The sequence below is a fragment of the Pseudomonas sp. ATCC PTA-122608 genome (genome assembly GCF_001952855.1).
Classification (GTDB): Bacteria; Pseudomonadota; Gammaproteobacteria; order Pseudomonadales; family Pseudomonadaceae; genus Aquipseudomonas.
On record NZ_LPNO01000008.1, the window covers coordinates 76,194 to 95,745 of the forward strand.

14 protein-coding genes are annotated in these 19,552 nt (G+C 53.7%); 3 read left to right on the plus strand and 11 right to left on the minus strand.

All coding sequences use genetic code 11. From position 1 onward, the window contains the following. Positions 1-457: 457 nt before the first annotated feature. From AU074_RS09605 to AU074_RS33155, 11 genes are all read right to left on the minus strand, one after another. Positions 458-3,274 carry a conjugative transfer ATPase gene (locus AU074_RS09605; protein WP_076014509.1) on the minus strand — a complete coding sequence of 939 codons (2,817 nt, stop codon included), beginning with the start codon at positions 3,272-3,274 and terminating at the stop codon, positions 458-460. Beyond that, positions 3,274-3,693 carry a TIGR03751 family conjugal transfer lipoprotein gene (locus tag AU074_RS09610; RefSeq protein WP_076014510.1) on the minus strand — a complete coding sequence of 140 codons (420 nt, stop codon included), beginning with the start codon at positions 3,691-3,693 and terminating at the stop codon, positions 3,274-3,276. Before AU074_RS09610 ends, AU074_RS09605 begins: the two co-directional genes overlap by 1 nt. Further along, positions 3,674-5,155 carry a TIGR03752 family integrating conjugative element protein gene (locus AU074_RS09615; protein ID WP_076014511.1) on the minus strand — a complete coding sequence of 494 codons (1,482 nt, stop codon included), beginning with the start codon at positions 5,153-5,155 and terminating at the stop codon, positions 3,674-3,676. Before AU074_RS09615 ends, AU074_RS09610 begins: the two co-directional genes overlap by 20 nt. Next, the gene (locus tag AU074_RS09620; RefSeq protein WP_076014512.1) at positions 5,145-6,032 is read right to left on the minus strand and encodes a TIGR03749 family integrating conjugative element protein; all 888 of its coding nucleotides are present in this window, start codon (positions 6,030-6,032) and stop codon (positions 5,145-5,147) included. Before AU074_RS09620 ends, AU074_RS09615 begins: the two co-directional genes overlap by 11 nt. Further along, on the minus strand, positions 6,032-6,703 hold the full coding sequence (locus AU074_RS09625; protein ID WP_076014513.1) for a PFL_4703 family integrating conjugative element protein: 672 nt from the start codon (positions 6,701-6,703) through the stop codon (positions 6,032-6,034). Before AU074_RS09625 ends, AU074_RS09620 begins: the two co-directional genes overlap by 1 nt. Then, positions 6,700-7,104, minus strand: a complete 405-nt coding sequence (locus tag AU074_RS09630) for a TIGR03750 family conjugal transfer protein (protein ID WP_076014514.1) — start codon at positions 7,102-7,104, stop codon at positions 6,700-6,702. Before AU074_RS09630 ends, AU074_RS09625 begins: the two co-directional genes overlap by 4 nt. A gap of 12 nt (positions 7,105-7,116) precedes the next feature. Then, the gene (locus AU074_RS09635) at positions 7,117-7,479 is read right to left on the minus strand and encodes a TIGR03745 family integrating conjugative element membrane protein (RefSeq protein ID WP_076014515.1); all 363 of its coding nucleotides are present in this window, start codon (positions 7,477-7,479) and stop codon (positions 7,117-7,119) included. Between the two features lie 40 nt (positions 7,480-7,519). Continuing rightward, complete coding sequence (locus tag AU074_RS09640; RefSeq protein WP_043225355.1) at positions 7,520-7,753, minus strand: TIGR03758 family integrating conjugative element protein; 234 nt, start codon at positions 7,751-7,753, stop codon at positions 7,520-7,522. A 2-nt stretch (positions 7,754-7,755) separates the two neighbouring features. Beyond that, complete coding sequence (locus AU074_RS09645; RefSeq protein ID WP_143503560.1) at positions 7,756-8,082, minus strand: RAQPRD family integrative conjugative element protein; 327 nt, start codon at positions 8,080-8,082, stop codon at positions 7,756-7,758. A gap of 357 nt (positions 8,083-8,439) precedes the next feature. After that, positions 8,440-9,588, minus strand: coding sequence for a reverse transcriptase domain-containing protein (locus tag AU074_RS09650; protein WP_083676654.1), 1,149 nt, complete (start codon positions 9,586-9,588; stop codon positions 8,440-8,442). Positions 9,589-9,747: 159 nt separating this feature from the next. After that, positions 9,748-10,968 carry a hypothetical protein gene (locus AU074_RS33155; RefSeq protein ID WP_159442626.1) on the minus strand — a complete coding sequence of 407 codons (1,221 nt, stop codon included), beginning with the start codon at positions 10,966-10,968 and terminating at the stop codon, positions 9,748-9,750. Positions 10,969-11,427: 459 nt separating this feature from the next. Between AU074_RS33155 and AU074_RS09660 the strand changes: the two genes are divergently transcribed. The 3 genes from AU074_RS09660 to AU074_RS09670 all read left to right on the plus strand — a co-directional run bounded on the left by AU074_RS09660 (position 11,428) and on the right by AU074_RS09670 (position 19,442). After that, positions 11,428-13,146 (plus strand): hypothetical protein, encoded by a 1,719-nt coding sequence (locus tag AU074_RS09660; RefSeq protein WP_076014518.1) that lies wholly within the window; start codon positions 11,428-11,430, stop codon positions 13,144-13,146. 61 nt (positions 13,147-13,207) lie between these two features. Further along, entirely contained in the window at positions 13,208-14,062 is an 855-nt protein-coding gene (locus tag AU074_RS09665) for a hypothetical protein (RefSeq protein ID WP_076014519.1), read from the plus strand. A gap of 436 nt (positions 14,063-14,498) precedes the next feature. Further along, positions 14,499-19,442: an AAA family ATPase gene (locus tag AU074_RS09670; protein ID WP_143503562.1), complete on the plus strand. Its 4,944-nt coding sequence runs from the start codon at positions 14,499-14,501 to the stop codon at positions 19,440-19,442. The last annotated feature ends 110 nt before the right edge of the window (positions 19,443-19,552 follow it).

Consider the following 19,552-nt stretch of genomic DNA (forward strand, 5'->3'; position numbering starts at 1 on the left):
TCGGGCATGACGAAAATATGGCCCACCGCAAGCAGTTGCGAGACAAGGTTCGGAGTTGGGGGGTGGAAATCTAGGTCGCGGCTATTGGCATTGCTGGCGTTCGTCAGGCATGGCGGCGAGAAACTCACCCACAGTTTGTAGCCGGATCTGCTCAGAGGCGGATGCCACCGCTTTAAGGCGGGCGGTCTTTTCTCCAACATCGTCAACCGGTTTGACGGCAGCCGCCCAAGACAAAGGTCCGTGCTTTAGCACTTGCGCCACGGTTACTAAATAAAAAGGCCTAAGCACCACCTGATTGACTTCTTCTAGGCTGGTGAAGAAATTTGCGTTGTGCTCGATGATTTTTTTGGGCCCTTGAAAGTGTCAGAGATACAATCGTCCATAGACTGCATGGCCTTGATGAGGCGATGGTCCTATTCATGAGTAGGGTATGACGCCTCTTTTAAAAAACCGTTTTTTATTTGAAAAAGTCGTTTATTTCCACAAGGGCGATACCACGCTTACGGTTAATTTCCCTTGCAACCGCCAATGCGGCTTCGATCTCGCAGATTCCTTGCTCATTCATTAATCTGAATCGCTCGGCTTTCTCTTCTGGTTCAGTCATGGCCATCGCGAGATATAGACTTGGGGGTACCGCTCGAAATAGCACTTCTGTCGATTTGGACAGAATCACGCCCTCGGTGAATTTCCCCGTCTCCTTACGAGCAGAGAGCATCAGCGCTTTTTGAGCATCATTGAGTTCGCGGAACCGCGCGATTTTGTTGACCTCGTCAGGCGGCATATTTAAGCAGATCCACCACTCAATCATATTCAACATCGGCTCTGCCGCTTTGGGTAGGTCATCGATATTCTGAGTGGCCAACCAGTACCACGCTCCGAGTTTGCGCCACATCTTGGTGATCTTGAGGACGTACGGGGAGAGCAGCGGGTTCTTGGTGATGATGTGTCCTTCGTCTGTGACATTGATGATCGGCCGGCCGAGCATCTGATCGCGTTCAGCGATGTTGTTCACCGTGTTGATCAACGAGATGTAAGCAATGGAGAGTTGAGCGTTGTAGCCCTCTCTGGCGTAGGTGGCGAGGTCGACGATTGTGATGTCAGCTTCCGGCCATGGCGTCCCATCACGGTTGAATAGATCGCCATCAGAACCCTGACAGAACATGTCCATTGCATCGGCCATTTCCAGCATTCTGATGCGCCTTTGTTCTGGCAGACTTGCGTCATTACCGGATGCTCTAAGTGCGTCTCGTACGTCTTGGGTCAGGACCGTTCGATGCTGATCTGAACAGGCTGTTGCAGCATTGATGATGCACTGGCGAATCATGCTCCGATCAGCGCGAGTCAGGCGCTGTTCTTCTTTCTCTTCGCCGCCGGTAATCATCAGGCGAGCGGTGATTTCGAGTTCGCCCAGCACGTCTCGCTCGTCATCCTCCGTGGGCTCTGAGTCATCTATCGCGTCGGCATCCAGCGTCTTGACGTTGCCAGGCGAACTAATCAATCGGTATGCATCAGCAAAGGGCGCAAGGCTGACTCCCGAACTTGGCGCCAATTTAACCCGGTTGACCGTCAAGCCCAGGCGCTTGGCGAAGTCTGCGAACAGGCCAAAGCTATTGCCGGCCTCCGCAATGAAAATGCGTGGTCGGTACACCGCAGTGACCTGGTTCAAGATGTTGTTCAAGGTTGCCGACTTGCCGGCTCCGGTCGGGCCAAACAGAAAGAGGTGGGCATTCATCTGCCTGTCGAGACGGTTGAGCGGATCAAAGGTGACCGTGCCTCCGCCACGATTGAAGAAGGTTATCCCCGGATGGCCGGTACCTTCGCTGCGCCCCCATACCGGCGCCAGGTTGGCAATATGTTGTACAAACATCAGTTGCGTGTACCACTCGCTATTACGAACACTTGGATTGAACACACAAGGCAGCCAGCGTAGATAGCTGTTGAGCGGCGCGACCTCATGTTCATCCCGCACTGGCTGTAGTCCGGCGTTGAGCATGACGTTGTGAAGCTGCAACGTGCGCTCGTCTAGCTGCCGAACATCTTCGCCTCGCAGATAGAAAGCGACGGCTCCTCGGTACAACTTGTGAGCGCTGCCGATGTGAGATCTCGCCTGTTGGACGTCTTCCCGGGTTTGCTCTGACGCCAGCGTATCGCCGACTGACTTACTTGCCAGGTGATTTAGGTGTGCTTCCAGCATGTCCTGAGGAGTGATCACTATCGTGATGCACAGAGTGGTCTCTTCAGGCATCTGGTCGAACAGGGCGTTCGTGGCATCGCCACCTTTAGACGTTTCACCTGTCAGATGACCTGTGGGAGGAGGGGACCGGAGACGATCAAGCACCACCACACGGTGCGGCATGTCATCCAGATACCAAAGGCCTTGATCTGCATCTGAACGGGGTTGCTCGAAGAACAGTCGTTGAGCAAAGTCCGTACCGCTGGCGAGCTCCAGTTCATCATCTGGATTGTCTTCTGGTAGTGACGCCAATTGATAAAAGGTTTTTCGTGCTTCAGCGGAATCGCCCAGTAATCGCGGGTTTGGGTTGAACCATCGCAATAGCCAGTTGTGAATGTACGAGGCATTCATTCGGCGAGATTTCACGCCAGCATTTCCCATTCCGGCAACCAGGCGATCACAAATACTGTTGAGTGCCTGCTCGCTGGATTGCCCGCGGCGAGAAGCCGAGCCTTTACTGCGACGATAAATGGCCATCCGCACTTTACGGGTTTGCCCACGCCAAGGAAGTTTGGTCACTGCGGTGTCTTCGAATAAACCGCCCGGCTTGGAAATAGCCTGTAGGTGCTGCTCGAACATCTTGAGGTAGTACTCGGTAAAAGCCGTTCCTTGAGCCCGGGGTTGGATATACGCCCTGAGGTTTCTCATGTAGCTATCCCAATCTGTTTCATCCTGCGCATAGAGCTGAACGACCCAGGGTTGATCTTCCAATTCGTCGAAGCTGTCCTGCAGGGCATTCTCCAGGGCGTCTCGCACCGTACGCAGCCAGCTAGCCTCCCGTCCTTCTGTACCAACCGGCGTCAGTTCGTAAAACGCAGCCACTGACTCTCCATCCTCAAGCAGCATGCATTGGGATTCGGGAAGAAATTCAACCCAAGGCAGCATGTCGACAAAGCTGGGGGCGTTTGCGTAGAGGGCTCGCTCATCAGCGACTGTGCATGGACGCGTCCGAGAGGTCCTCCATGCACCAGGTTCTGGTAATCCATGGGTCGCGAGCTTCTCGATGTGATCCTTCCCTGCATCCGAGCTTTTCTGTTCCATCAATAGTCCTCCGTCCGTTCACCGGGCATGGCGTATTGAACGCGCTGGTAGAGGGGGAAGACGGTGCTGTAGCCGGGTACCGGAACGGGATCGGTGCCAGCTAGGTGAGGGAAAACGTACATCACCAGGTCCGGGTTAGGGAGGCGCTTGAACTGGCTGTATATCTCGGTTTGAGCGGTTCGGGTGTAGCTAGCGGTATCCGTGATCGATTCATCAATTGGTCTTTGCAAGGACACGCGAGCGTCATGCAGTTGCCGATCGGCAGAGCCGTGTGACACCGACCTGGTGTTCGCATCCCAGATGTCCATCATGTTCTGCGGACCATGGGGAAGCAGCTGATCCTTGTTGGTACTGCATCCGCTGGTGAGCATCACACCGAGTAGAAACAGCGGCCAGGGGTTAATCGAGCTCGGATACATAGATACCTCCAGAAGCATGCCGCACCTTACGGCCCAACGTTTCGTAGTCGATCTCCAGCTGTCGGTCCAAATGCACGGACACTTGGGCACCAGGCTGCACATAGATCGCAGCGAAGGCTTGGCCATAGAGTTTGTTAACCCAGTCGCCGATGTCTTTCACGCCGCCTGAGAGGATGGTATTCATCGCGTCGGTGCCGGTTGCTCCATTCCCTACAGGCGTGCCGGAGGCACTGAATAGCGTGTTTGAACTTTGTTGATCTGATTCCAGCAGTTTGGCTACGCCGGCGCCGGCTGCGGTGATCAAGCTCTTGGTGCCCAGGTACTGTTCAGCGTTGGAGCGCCGCTCACCCGAAATACAGGGGATGCCATAAGGGTCGCTGAGCCAACCAATTCCGCCCTGGATCTTGTCCGTGCTCGATCCACTGGCTTGGCCTGTGCTTTGACGGTGGGTGAGCTTCTGTGGGGTGGGTACCGTGCGGATACGACCATCATTGAACACGAAGGTCATGCTGATGATTTGCCCCCGCACGCAGGAAAGCGTCCAGTCACCTGCAGCAGTGCCGCTAATGACCGCACCTGCAACGTCCGGTAGATCAATGCCATTGGCGGTTAGGTTGTCCGGGCCAATGAGTACTTTGAAGGGGTAGGGGTCGTTAACAACGCCATCAACCGGTACCCGTCCTATCAGTGCTGTCATGGCAATGGAGCCTGAGAGCGTGCTGTTCTCCGGCAAGGTGTAGAAGGGCTTGGCCGAATCTTTCTCCTCGGAGGTTTTGATATTGCGTCCTACAGCCCCGGTGGCGGCTTTCAATTCTCGCTGACCACGATTGATTTCATTGCTGAAGGCATCAGGAAAGCTGAAGCCGGTAGACGGTTTGTTGGATCCGCTGGGTATCGGTTTGCCCTGTGAATCCACTGTCGTGGCGTCCTGAGGGGCGATCCAGATCAGATCATCCTCACCTTTGGAGAACTGGTCGCCATCCCCAGGCTGCAATCCCAGACCTATGGGAAGGTCTGCGCTTCGGTTAATCAAAAACTCAGTGGAAAGGCGTTGCTTGAGTTCCTCCAGTAGGTTCTGTGTTTCCTGTTCGTTTAGCCGGCGCTGATCCTTGGACGGCGCCTTCTGCAACTCAGTGCTCAAGGCTTGCTGTATACGCTGATCAATCTCACTGTCCCTTTGGCGTAAGCGTGTGTTTTCTTCTTGTTGTCCTTTGTTGTCGGAGAGCAAGGCTTTTAGTTCGCTGCGCATCGCCTTGGTCTGGGCTACCAAGGTGGCCACCGTGTCGTTTGGTGTATCGCCTTCAATGCCGAGCTGCTTCATTTCCTCCTCGGTCAGCCTTGGTTCGTTTGCCTTAGAGGACGATGCTGGCGGCGGCTTGTTGGAGCAGGCTTTGAAAGCCCCAAATACGACCAGCAGTATCAAAGGCAGGATTAACCACTTGAGCAAGCCATTACTGTGCATGAGCACCTCCCTGAGATGGCTTGATGTTGATACTGGCGTCGACCTGGCTAACCCTTGGTGGCAATGCTTCAGCTAAGCCTTTACCCCGGGTGACCAAGTACGCCACGGTGGTATCGGTGGGAAGGCCGGCAGCCCCGAGGGTTTGGTGCTGAAACGCCGCGCTGATGAAATCGCCCTGTAACTCGCGAGGATCCAGATTTAAGGGGTGAGTTGAGGTGTTGCTCAGCTGAATGGCGCTGACGAAGTAGTTCTCCAGTTGCCAGGCGCCAAGGAGAGAGGCGTTCACCGGCTGAGTCGGCATCAGGTTGATCAGATCCAGGCCGCGGCGTTGCTTGACCTGAATGACACCCTGGAGCGGCTCTACAGTGCGTAAGGGGGCGTAAAGGCTCTGTGCGGCGTAGCGGGTGAGCACAACCGGCAGCGGCGTTTCATGGCGCTCTGGCTTCGCCTGTGCAGTACCGGAGGAGGACGATTCGGCGCCGATTTTCGACTGCTCGTGAACAGATCCGTAGCTTTTCGGGGATCGGGTACCTTTGACGATTTTTACGGGCTCAAGTAACCGCTGATCAATACCCTCTGTAGCAGCGACATCCACCAGGATGATTTCGCCTGTGCGCACATCCTGCAGCTGTAGTCGCGTGGGGGCGATGGGCGCGCTGGCCCTCAGGTACAACGCGCCGCCAGTGCTTTGAATCCGCAGGGTGTCAGTAAGTGTTCGGGGTACGCCGACTCTGACGTTCTGATCGATGAAGATGACGCGCTCTTGGCCAACATGCAGAGGCACAGGCAAGGGCAGTCGTTCCCAGGTCATGATCTCGACAGCCTGTGCGGTTGTGAATACCAATCCGAGTGGCAGGGCATAACGCAATCGGCGCATTACTGGCCTCCTTGCTTGTGTGGGGAGCGGCTGGCGGGCGGGACGGGAGGTACGATGCGCTGCGGGGACGAGTCGTAACAGTCCAGGGCCAGGCCAAAAGGGTTGTTCTCTGGGTCGACGTCCAGACGCACCACCTTCAAGGGGTAGCGGACAAAGGCTTGCTTGACGCGCTCCGAGCCGTAGAACTCTTCTGTGGCCAGGTCCAACTGAACCAGCCATCGGTCTCGGCTTTGTACCCTGACGCGAAGCTCTGGGTCGTCTCCGTAGCCCCGTTCCGGGAGCTCGAAAACGCTGCGAGTACGGTTGCGCAGTTCGCTCGCCGTTTGACGCTTCTGAAAGTCGCTTTCAAGTTCGGCCTGGCAGTTCGGTGTCAGGTAGGCGCTGAGCTTATGGATGGCGCGTGGGTAGTCTTTTTCCCCGTCAATGGGCCAGCGGTTGAGCTGCTGGAAGATGTAAAAGCCGAAGGTGTAGACCGACTCGGGCGGCACCTCCCACCACTTACGCGTGCTGCCTGAGCGTAGGTCTGGCGGATTGTGAATAGTCAGGTCCTTCGGAGAGTCCCACCATCCAAAGCCCATCAACAGGACTACCCCGAGAAGCATCCCGCAGCCAACGCGCAGCGTTTTCACGTGAGCTTCAAGTCGAGCCACCTCGTTCTTGAAGCGGCTCATGAATGACGGCTCCGGCGCGTGCTCCAAAGGCCTGAGCGCACCACGATATCCGCACCCCCTGTCCAAGCAGTGAGTAACTGGAAACGCTTGGCAATGGACCACTGTAGGTGCCTATACAGCCACGTCTCGGGTTTGCCGCGCTTGTGACGGCGCAGCAGTTTTCCACCGATAAACAGACCCAGGGCGATGCATAGCATCATCATCGTGGGACCCAAGGCGATGCTCTCGAAGAGCACCGCCGCTGCAATGCCGATCGCAATGCCCAGCACTGCGGAAGCGGCGACAGTGATCCACATTTCATCGGCGGTAAGTCCCAGGACGATAACGGGCTGGCGGTTGAGCCGCGTGGGTAGGAAGCGCAAGGTGCCGTCAGGCAGTTGCTGATCTGAATCTCTTTTCATTTAGCGCCCACCTCACAGCACGCCTGTGCCTTTGGTCAGCAGCCAGATGATGATTACCAGGAGCAGGGCACCTACGCCGCATGTAAGTCCGAATTGACCCCAGGTTTTCTTGCCGCTTTGCACTTCGGAGTAGGAACCATAGGCGTGGTACGCCACACCGCAGAAGGCTGCGGCGGCAATGGCGAGGGCGATAAGCCCTACGATGTCGAAACCATGGTTCTGCAGCGTTTGGATGATGCCGTTACCTTCACCTCGACTGGGCGCCTCCATTTGAGGCAGGGCTGCATGAGTGCCGGCAGACAGAACGGCGGAGCAGATCATGAGGTAGGGCGAAAAGCGGCGGGCGAGGTTCTTGAAGAGCGGACGAATATGCATGGTGTGCCTCCAATGGCGATGTATGAACGTTGGTGCGGCATCAGTGCAGCAACAGGAATGTGAGCAGGATGTAGATGAGAGTTACCTTCAGGGTCAGGCCCACGAACTTCGCCTGCGAAATCTGGCCGGTGGCCCAGCCGCGATAGCCGCTACCGAGCGCCCAGGCAGCGAAGACCAAAGCACTGGCCAAGACCAAACCGATGAAAAGGGTGGTGCTTTGTTGTGGTGTAAACCCGCCCAAAGCCCGGAACGCGGCGAGCTGTTGTTGGCTCATGCTCATGGTTGTGAAGCGCTCGACCGGGTGTAGTGACCGGTCAACTCAGGTGGGTTACGAGGTTGAGCGCGAGAGGGCGTGAGGTACCCTTTGATGCCTTGACGCATCAGATCGATGTCAGCCGACAGGCGAGGGTAGTCGAAGCTATAGCGGGCACTTGGATCGATCACAGACGCGTCACGCGATGCTGCCAGGCGGCTCAGTGAATCAAGCTGACGAAGGATCAGGGAGAGCTGTTGATGCTCGTCGCTGGCCGCATAAGCACCGGCAGATGACGCGATGCAGCACGTCATGAGAGCTGAAAGTCTGAGATAGGAGGGGAGGAGCATTGGCGGCATCCATGCGCAGAAGAGTTTTCTGAGTGTCTCGCATGGAGATTCCCTTGCCAGTAAGAAAACTGGATTGGATGAGGACCCTTTTTCGTGCGTCGCTAGCTTTTTTGCTATCGAATCATCCCCGATCCTGGACAGCAGTAGGTGATCGCAAACAACACAAGTTAGTGTTTAATGCGACAATAATCTGGGAGCGGACATTGTCAGATGGTTCGTATAGGTGGGCATAAGTAGGTCAAGCTGCTGACCATAGCATTCGCGAGCATGGGTACGGAGTGATTGGTATAAGGCCGGAGTTAATTAAATATGTAGTCTAGTGTCGCTCATTTTAGAATTGAATATTCTGAAGAAATGCTAGCGCTTAGGCCAATTAACCTGATCAAGTTTTGATCTCATTTTTGCCGCCCATAGCGGCTCGACATGTGCAGCGAAAGATAATTTTCCGTAAAGGAAGTTTCTCAGTCCTGCTGTAGAGTCAAAGCCTCTGTTAAGCATATGTTTGGCAATACCCACATCGGGGCGAGTAATAAAGTGAATGTGGGTTTTGATCTCTGACTTAAATTCTTTAGTGAGTCTGGGGGTGCGGCCGTCAACTAGAAGGCCGAGCACAATTTTTCTTGCGCCGGGAGGGGAGACTTTTGTTTTGGTGAGGTTTGGCCAATATCCATGAGCTTTGATCAACTCATATAAGTCTTTAACGAGACTATGCGCTCCTTGCCTGTCAAACTTTGATTTGCTGGAAAAAATCAGGTCGTCCGCATAACGCGTATAGGTAATGTTCATTGTCCTTGAAAATTCCCTAATACTGGCATCAAGTCCGCGCGATACGATATTTGCTAGTAGTGGACTGGTTGCGGCTCCTTGTGGGACGTGCCCTATAAATCTACTTTTTCTATAGGGAAACTTTTTAAGAAGCTTCTTTTCCTTTGGCATGCTGGGATTGCCAAAATGCCTGATCCTCGTGCAAAGACGTGCGAGCTCAAGTGATAATAAGCGATTGTAACCAAGTTCACGAAATACTCGATAAATTTTTGGTTCAAGAATTGACTCAAAAAAATTAGACATGTCTAGTTTTATTAGCCAGTTACATTCGCAGTGCTGAATAGCTGCATCCTGAATTGAGGTGTTCTCGCGGTATGCATAAGACGCAATGTCTATCGGTATGTGCTTAAGGATTCTCTCGTTGATCCAACGCTGAACACGGAGCAATTTAGGATGTGGGGCGCATATAAAACGGAATCGATCCTTAGCGAATCCTGCGCTACGTTTACGAAGTTTAAAAACTTTATATGGGGCAAAGTCGTCACGGGTAATTACTGCGCGCAGGAAACTGTGGGGCACTCCTGTAAGCGCCGCCAAATGTCCTAGAGTGAAAATGATAGGTACATCTTTATTGCGAGATCTGATGACGCTGGCGGTTTTGAGCGCCGCGTTCAGAACCGCTGCTGATACGTGGTGCTGCTCGCCTGTTTCGACATAGTGCTGCGGGCTCCAGTTGGTCATCTACCTTTGATTCCTCTCAGGCGGAAGCGCGACTCAAGCAGCAAGGCTCCGTAGCGCCAAGTGAAGAGTCGTGGATCCTCCTGTAAGCGTTGGATCGTCCTTCGGTACACAAAACATGTGCCCTAATAGCTCCCAGCAGGGGGAGATTGCTAGATTCCTTTAAACTGGAGCCCGCAGCTGCCTCGGATAATACATGTCCTGATCAGACTTGCCTACTGCTGCCGATCCATCATCCATAAGTTTTCTCAATTTTCGCTTCCCAGCGTTAGTCACTTTTTTTCGCGGTGAAAGAAGGCCAAGTTCTTGAGCTTGCCGACTGGCTCCGACAATTTGTTCCAAAGATAGGTCTGTTAGGCTGGCCAAGTCACTAATTTGGGTATATCCAAAGCCGGCAGCAACTGCTAAAACTATCGCTAGCCTAGAGTTGTTGTCCATGCGCTGGTAGTCCGTCGATGAAAGTATTTCATCGCATCCTAAAAGCTTAAATATTTCTGCTTCAGTAATATCTTGCGAGGTGTTCACGGTAATTGCGTCGGAGGTGAGACGCTCTGGGAAGAGAGGCATCCATGGCTGCTTTATACTTTTACGACGCTCAATAAATATTGCAGGCATGTTGTTAGGGGCTTTGTCGTCAAACGCTATCAGTGTTCCCGAATTTTTATAACCTAACGGGTTTTTTGAAAATGCGCCGTGCTCTTTGCAAAGCTTTTCAATTTCGACTAGGTCATTACCAATGAATGAGTTTTTTATTGTTGGGCAGATGATTTTCTTGATGACAATCGGATTGGTTGAGTGCTTGGATATTATGGCTTCTGCACCCTCAGTTATCGCATAGCATAGGACGTAAAACTTAATCAGTCCGTAAGAGTTCCAGCTTTTAATAGTCTGTGGGCGCCAGAGTGAATCTAACAGTTTACAAATTCTATCTCCGCTTCCAACTAAGTCTGTCACGATGACAAAGTTTCGTACCTTCTCATCTCTTAGCTTAGTGGCTGAGGGCTGTAGGAATAGTCGTTTTCTATTGCGGCTACAAATTTGATCTAACTTTGTGGCAATTTTTCCTTCGCTTCCGATGGTTTGTGTGGAGTACTTTAGAGATTGAACTGCTTGTGCTGCAGAGCCCTCTATGCGACGCGGTCGGCGCGAGGATTGTTTATACATTGGGGGTGGTAGTTTTGATTTTGTTTTCTGTAGCTCTCGTTCAATATAAATAGCTGTTGGGTTTTTAAAATTGCTAATATCCAAAGAGTGCTTAAGCCAGCTCGTAAGTTCTTTATCGGTCACGACTCGGAGTTTTCTAAGCAGCTTTTTTGCAAGGCTTTGATTTTTGGCGGAACGAAATTGTTCTAGCCATGCTTTACAAACATTATTTATTCGCATCGTTTCGTCTGTATTCCTATTCCTGACTTGAATTAAATATTGCAGCTTTGTTTTGGGGTGTTAAGAAAAAAAACTAGTTCGAATGTTTCTCAGGTTCATCTGCTCTTCTATCACACAGTAAACTAATGTGCCGGTTTTACTACAGGCGCTGCTCGGATAGGCTGAGCATCAAGAAGTAAGTAATGTATCGATTCTGTGCGTTAGGCATTAGTAACATGGTTGTCCATTGAGTCGCTCCCAATAATCCTTGCGCGGCAGAATATTTTCTTCTGGCCGTAAGCTGGCGTTAGTAGACGATCGCTTAGACCATAGTAGTCCGTCAATGACCGTAGGTAGCCTGCTTTTCAAAATTCACGCGACGGTGTCGTTTCGTGGAGAGTACCGTTTGCGGCAATGTACGGAATGAATGCATGATTGGTGCTCGCGTAATCCAGCCGCCAGCGTCAGAAAGGAGATCGTATGCTGCAGATCGCCACCGGAAAGCTCTTCGGGCGCCCCGTAGGTTGGGAGAACCTACTGCGCGGAATTCTCTATACCAACGCCACTTTTGGGAGCGAAGACGTGATAGATACGGCAGCAGGAAGATTGTTGCCTTCTACTAGCTACTCGATTTATCCGCGAGTTCTCGTCTATGAGGTGCTTGAGAGAATGGAGGCCGAGGAAAGTGGTCCCGGTGTTCTCCTTTCCTCATGCGTTGAGCCGTATCTAAATGATTTTGCCGTAGTGGTTTCATTTGCTTTGAATTGTGTATGTACGCCGGACATTGATTTGGCACGACGTTTGACGAGTGGCAAAAAGGGCTTGGCCACACCTGCGGCTCCGCATGAATTCGTTCGTCGTTTCTTCGATGCTGACCTTTGGTGCAAGCCCGAGGAGGTCACATTCCTGCAGGAGTTCACCACTCAACTGATCGGTTTGCCACGCAACACGTTTCTAGGCGTGATGCGAGCGATCCGGACTTATATAAACGGCATGCATCGTATTGCCGATGATTTAGAGCTGGCGTACACACTGCTAGTAGCTTCCGTTGAGTCGCTAGCCCAAGACTTTGATGGGCATGAAAGTGACTGGGAGTCCTATGATGAACGTAAGCGGCTTGCAGTTGATGAAGCATTATCTGGTGCAGAGGATGAGCTTGCGCAGCGGGTCAGAGAGGCACTCTTAAGGGTGGAGCATACGGCTTTGGCGCGTCGGTTTCGTGAGTTCGCTATCTCCCATACGCCGCCCAGCTATTTTCGCGAAACTTCGTTAGTCATGAATCAGTCTCTTTCACGATCAGACCTCACGGAGGTCTTGGCAGCGGCCTATCAGGCGCGATCCAAGTACATACATCAGCTCAAGCGGCTCCCAGATGTAGTAGTGCTTGGTAATGGATATGGGGAAACCGCGTTGCATGAACGAGTGGCCTTTTTGACTCTTAACGGGTTATCTCGATTGATGCGCAGTGTGATCATTGAATTCGTGAAGGGGCAACCTTCGTTAAAACACGAGGAACACAACTACGTCCTGGAGCGTAGCGGGGTGATTCAATTGCAGATGGCGCCCCAGTACTGGGTCGGAAATACTGAAGGAAATGTGATTGCCGCTGGTCGACGCAAGCTTGAGGGGTGTCTAGAGCAGTATGCTCCCTGCTTATTGAAAGAAGATGGGGCAATCCTAACTGACCTGCGGCCGGTTCTAAGCTCTGTAGCAGAGCTTCTGCCGGATGCCAAAAAAGCTGCTCGTTTGCCATACCTGGCTTTATATGTCCTTTTTAATAGGATTGTTCCAGAAGAACAACGGGCACCTATATCTGAATCGATTAATAGGTTCATTAAACAAGAACTCTCACAACCTTCGACGGAGGCGCTTGTCGTACACGTCCTCTTAGGCAAGATGATTAATTGGCCTCTGGAGACTCACCTTCAGGAACTGGAGAGCTATTTCAAGCGGCGTGGGAAGCCAGGTGGGGTGCGTTTTCCTCGGTTGTTTGAGGCTGCTATCTCACTCGACTTGGCTGAGCGCTACCGTCTAAAGGGTGACATGAAAAAGTGTAGGAAGATGATTGCACTCGCAGTCGAAAGTCATCCTGGACATCAACGGCTAGTGCAATTGGAAGCGGAGTTTAGGCCAAGCAACCCTATTCATTACGTTGAGGTTTTATTATCACCCTCAACGTCTGTCGATGATAATGGCTGATCTCTAGCTGTGCGTCTTTACTCTTGCGTCGTCGAGCTAAAGTGTCTACAAAGGTAACTTTATGAGAGAAAGAGGCGAAACCCTTAAAGAATTACGCGCAGTTATTCAGGAGCAATTGATACTTGTTGACCTGGCGCTCTATGTCATATCTGAGGGACCGGTACTCCGCGATGGACAATGGTTGGCCTGCTGCTTGGAGCCTGATCAAGGGCGCGCTACTGGTGCGGTTGCCATGGGAGCTGGACAATCCCTCAACACCATCCTCAGGAATTCAACTGAGCGCGGTCTTGCGGTCCGTGATCTCTATCCGATTGCACGATCTGTGGTTGAGGGGTTCATCAATGCTGCTTTTTTTACGACGCAGCCTGTTGAAGTCTCTCAACGTGCTTTCAAACACGTACAATACGCTGCTTGGAAGCATAAAAATCGCGTAATAGGCACCGGGGCGTTCATGATGACTCTTGGTGATGGCCCTTCGCCTAAACCGATAGCAGCTAGGCTATTCCCCGAGTTCACCGGCTCAGGGCAAGACTCGTGGTGCTCTCTCAACACACCATCCAAAATCAACTGTATTGGCAAAGTTGTGCGTGCGTCTGGAGGCGCCTTTTTGGGGGCGTATGCAGGAATCTACTCAGTGTCCTCAGAAATCATACATGGTTCTGTCTACGGTATGAGTTACTTCATGAGCGCACACAGAGGTCAGGAGCTGACTCACGAAGCGTTTCAGTTAGCAACAGAGGAGCAAATGGTTGACCTGTTGTCAGCAGTTGGGCACGCCGCCAGCGGTTTTATTGCTGCCTTTGCAAATATTCATCAATTTGGTCCAGTAATTCTTGAGGAACATGACCTATTTAAACGGTTGTTCAAGTGTGCAACTGGAGACGAATGGGTAGGTGGCGATCCACCAGGCGCATAATGTACACACCGAATCTCTGTCGTATTCTTAATACGCTTAAACAACCTTTATTACCAAATTCTCCCCTTGATCAAAGAGCTTTCAATGGGGGGGATGGTTTTTCGCCACATAGCGTCAGTTGATTTCGAGCTCATTCTGCTTACGTGGAAGCTTTTAATAGTCCCAGAGGCACACCTACCTTTAGGCGAGTTTGAACATAAGGTATGATCTCAGGGCAGAGGACGATTATTACGACGGATCGATAATGGAAGTAGATTTAAGGCCAGAAATGGAGCGTGGTTCGAGCCCTGCCTCGCGAGGGGCGGCCGGCGCTTATATAGAAGGAGAACTTGGCGCTCTCTATCTACTTGCCCTGCTAACGGGCAATCGGGCACCAGGCATGCCAGACGCGCGGGTGATAAGGGTCCGATTTCAAGGCACTGAGCACGGGTTTAAGTTGGATGACCTGATCGCTTTCGGCGTGGGGCCAGCTGGCGACTCCATCCTTGAAATACAGTCGAAGCGGGATATTACATTCTCGCCGGGGGACAGCGTCTATCAAGACGTCGCCTCCCAGATAGCTCGCAGTGTGGTGAGTTCGGCTCCGGCGGATCGGCACATTCTGGGCATTGCCACGCAGCGAACCAGTCGTAAGATTTCCGGCGCTTATCAGGATGTTCTCAAATGGGCGCGGACAATGGAGAGTGCGAAGGCGTTCTTTACCCGTCTAGCCGCCAAGGGCATAGCAAGCAAGGATATGCGCGAATTTGTCGCGACGACTAGAAAGCACCTGATCGCGGGTGGTGTCGCTGATGAAGATGATGCGATTTGGCGGCTATTGCGTCGGATTCTTATACTTGAGTTTGATTTCGAAGCGACGTCACCGATCACCCGAACTTATGGGTACGCGCTCGCACGGATGGCACTAAGCGACGAGGATGTCGGTCGTGCTGAGGCGCTATGGAGTCGGCTGGTCGACTTATCGATTAAGACCGGTACTACCGGCGGTGTAGTCGATCGTACGGCACTCGGCATGAATCTCGCCGAGGCGGGCTTCAGGCTTGCTGGTGGCCGTGAATATGACACCGCGCGCGCCAGACTTACCGAGCTTGCGCATAATACGCTTTCACATATTGGTACAAACGTGGCGGGGGTAACCTTGCCGCGACTTGAAGCAGTCGCTGCAGTCGATGATGCCTGTGAGGGACATCGCTTTGTCGAGGTCCGCGGGGATCCCGGTGTTGGCAAGTCCTGGGTACTTCGCCATCTTGCCGAGCGTGTCGCAAGCCATTCACCGATCATTGTTCTCGACCGGGACTCAACCCCCCCGGGTGGATGGCTGCCGTTTTCAAATGCACTCGGCATCCCTGGATCGGCGGTCGAGTTTCTCACCGATCTGGCCGCAAGCGGGGGCGCGATTCTCTTCATCGATGGCCTGGATATGTTCGACGATGTAGGGCGTCAGCGTACTATCACCGAGCTCATTAGGTCTGCGAGCTCGATCCCGGACTTCAAGATAATCACCACCACGCGCACGACCGGCAATGTGGATGTCGATATCTGGCTTGACGATCAGATCGTCAGCTCAATGGGGGGCGTGTGCACGATACAGGTCGAGCCGCTCTCGGATGATGAAGTCGCAACCCTGGCCGATCAAACACCAGATCTCCGATCGCTTTTGGCCCCCAGGCATCCCGCCGCCGGACTTGCCAGAAACTTGTATCGACTGTCTCGACTGCTGAAGGTGCCTAGCTCTACCGGAATCCGTACCGAGGCCGCAATGGCCCGTTTCTGGTGGGAGCGTGCGGACGGCGCGCCTGTAACCGATATTCGAGCTGCGCAGAGGCTGATGGCAGCGCTCGCCGCCAGCGTCCTGGAAGGTGAAGGAGGGCTTGAAGTTGCCGAAGATTCGGCGGCGCGTTCGCATTTGCTAGGAGCCTTTACGGTCAGGGAAACACAGCGCGATCGCCTCGACTTCTATCATGACGTGCTGCGTGACTGGGCGATAGGCAGTTATATCGCCGAGAGCCCTCAGCGTTTGGCCGCAATCGACTTGAGTGGGCCGGTCTCACCGCGCATAGCACGCGGTGTCGAGTTCGCCGCACGCCTCTCACTCGAGTCCGGTGCAGATTACAGCGCGTGGATCCAGCTGATCGGAAAGCTCTCGGTCCCCGGGGCGCATGGTTCATGGCGACGTCAGGCAATCCTTGCCCTATCGCGTTCGGAGGCCGCATACGAGCTGCTCGAAAAGTGCAGCGCCGGATTGCTTGCTGACGACGGGGTTCTCTTTGTCGAATTATGTACGACGATTGCAGCGGTCGAGACAGTAGCGACGGCCGACCTGATGACGATGCCAGAAGGTACCAAGGTTGATCTGCCGCGCTCTTATCGGATCGATGTCACCGGGTCCGCTTTCAATGTACTGCGCTGGGTGCTGGTGCATGCGGCCGAGATCTCGATATCGGCGATCGGCGCAGTGATCGAACTGGTTAAGATACAGATTTATCTCCTCAAGCATCTTCAGCCGTTCGCCATCCAAACGGCAGTCATGCTGTTTGCTTGGCTGCGACAGCTCGACGTTGGCGGTGCCGAGGTTACCATCCCGGGTAGGCTGAATCGTGGGAGGACAGAGAGCGACGGGCGAAGCCGCATGATTGAGCAACTTCGCATGGTCGCTTTCTTACTCGGCGAATTCGCGCCTGATGAGCTTAAGGCCTATCTCAGGGAGGTAGGCAATGATCAGGATCGCTACAAAGTCGATGATATCCGGCAGTATTCCAAAGTGATCGCGCCGGTTGCGCCTGCCGAACTGGCGGAGCTCGTGTTAGCGAGTTTGCTTCAGCCACAGAGGCGGCACCGCCACCATGATCGCGCAATGGAGCAGGCTTTCACGTTCGCCGACAACAACTACTTGCCCGCATCGCCGGCGCAGCCTCCGTTTCTGGATCTATTGGAGTCCGCACCCTCGGAGGGGTTAAAGTTGATCCGAACGCTGGTTGCGGAAGCGATTGCATTCAGCGCCGATGCATGCGCGTCGATAGATCCAGGCTTCACCGTCGATTTTGGCCGTGGTCCTCGCTTCTTTCCTCGGGCCGACAGCTATCTCTGGTCGCGGGATCAATGCCGTGAATATTCGGCGGCCTCAGGGCTCAAGTCGCTTGAAGCCTGGAGTCAGCAGAGGCTAGATGATGGCGCCCCGGTCGATGAAGTGCTCACCGATATCCTCGGGCCTGAGGGCAGTTGCGCGGCGTACCTCCTTGTTGCGGTTGATGTGCTGCTGTCACATTTCGATATTGCACGGGACGCGTTGGCGCCGTTGATAGCGGATCCAGAGCTGCTTGCTACCGACAGGATGCGCCGGGACCATGACCAGTTCGGATTGGGGATTGATCAGTTCGCGATCGGGAAAGAGCCAAATGCGAAAGTCAGGCTCGCCGACTTGAATAGCCGTCTGTCCCGTCGAGCGACCTTATTCGACGTGGTGCACCTTTATCTGCAAGATGATCCCGTAGCGAATCGTCTGCGCGAGCAGCTGAGTGCTGCGATCTTGAGCCTTGACCCGATTGAGTCCTACTCAAACTATAGTGACTCCCGACTCATTGCACGGATTGCCCACAATAGACTCCAGCGATCGAACTGGAGCGACATCGGGGACGGAAGACTTAGCTATCAGTCTCCTCCTGACGAAGCTGCACATCTTGAGGCGATGGAGAAGCAACGTAGCGCATTAATGCTCTCTAGCGAGATCAAATCGCGCATCGATCTGGCATTTGATGGCAATGGCGAACACGCTACCGCAGCGACAGCGCGCGATGCGGCCAGCTATGCAAACGGCGACTTTCCCGACGATAGCGATACCGACTACCTCAAGTCTCGTTCAACCCGACTGATCACGACCGCGTTGCTGGTGGCTCGCGATGGTGATGATGCCTTGCTTGCCGCCAAGGAAATTTGGGTTCGTCAGGTTGTCGCTATTGCACTACAAGAGCAATCCGATCGCCGACGCGGATCAGAGGATACGCTGCGCTTTAATCGGCCGGCGATTGCCATTCTTACACTGATATATCTCTGGGCCCGGCAGGGGAGTGATACGGATCGGAACGCGCTGATCCGGCTTGCGGCGCGCGAGGATCGCAGCGCGTTTCCGGCATTCTCAGTCGGATGCGGGCGAATTTTCGAAGTCGGGCCCCTGCTTATCAAAGCAGCAATGCGCGCGGCGTTCGCAGGGATGACTTGGCGCTGGAAGCGCTACGATGAGGAGGACGAGGAAGAGCATGCGTGCTTCGTCGCAGAGCGGGCTGCGGCGGTGGACTCAGCTGTCGCTGCTGAGATCGCCTGGATGGAGGGGGATGCTGAGCCTCTATGGCCGGCTTGGCCCGAGGAGCGGCCGCTCTTGGCGCGAGGCTCGCGTATCCGAGTTTCAGGGCTCGTCCACTCGGTAGGGCCCGGGGAGGATGAGGCGATGAATTCTCCGGTTGTTGAGCAGTCATCGATTATCCATGTCGACAGCCAGGCGGCAGCGCAATGGCTGGCAATGGTCCAAGCTGCTTCCAAGTATGCAATCGATTGGAGGCAGGAGCTGGTCGAAGCCTATGTCGACTGGACCTCACGGATAAACGGGCTCGGCCTCCCAGTAGACATCGAAATCGATCGCGAACCACACGATTGGAATCGGCACTACTATGCACTGTTCGCCGAGCGGCTGCTTGACGCTGCCGATACATCGTTTGAAACTGATTTAAAGCTCGTAATTGATCTGCCGGACCACTCGTTTTGCAACGTCGCGCAGTCTGTTATCCACTCTGCAGACGCGCTCTATTTCAATGATCCGAAACGTCCGGCCGCACGGCATGTCGAACTACGTGTCCACTTGGCGCAACGGGTGATGCTACTCCACAGGTGGCAATATGCCGGAGATCCGACCTCCTCACGGATCGATAGGGAGAGCGGCGGGATTTTCGCAAAGATAATGTTGAACACCTACGATCTGTTCAACGGGACTTATAGCTATCTGCCGCCCGTGCTATTCGACCGCGTCGATCCGCTACTTCCAGCAATGAGACAGCTGCTGCCAGGTGGCCCGACGGCATTTGTGGCGCGGTGCACGATGAATCTGCTCCTGGTTGCTCCGCGCGAGCGTCATCTCGACTTTCTGCTCGAGGCGACTGAAGTATGGTTTGATCGCACGGAGTCTCCCGGACTGTGGGTCGACGAGGGTCTCGGAGGTAGAGTAGTCCAATGGCTGGAAGCGGCGATGAACCAGGAGCCAGGTTTGCTAGCGCCTGCGCATCCATTGCGTGCTCGTATCGACCGTGCACTCGGGAGGCTAGTAGGGGTTGGTGTTGCCGTAGCCCATGACCTCGAATTGAAGGTTGAAGCTGCGGGGGCGCAAAGTAAGTAACAGTGTAGCTATTGATGATTGTCAAATGCGCTTCGAACAATATGAGTGGGAGTAAAGCTTGATAGGTACCAATAAATGCCTTCAACCGTATGGGCATTTTAGCGGGAGGA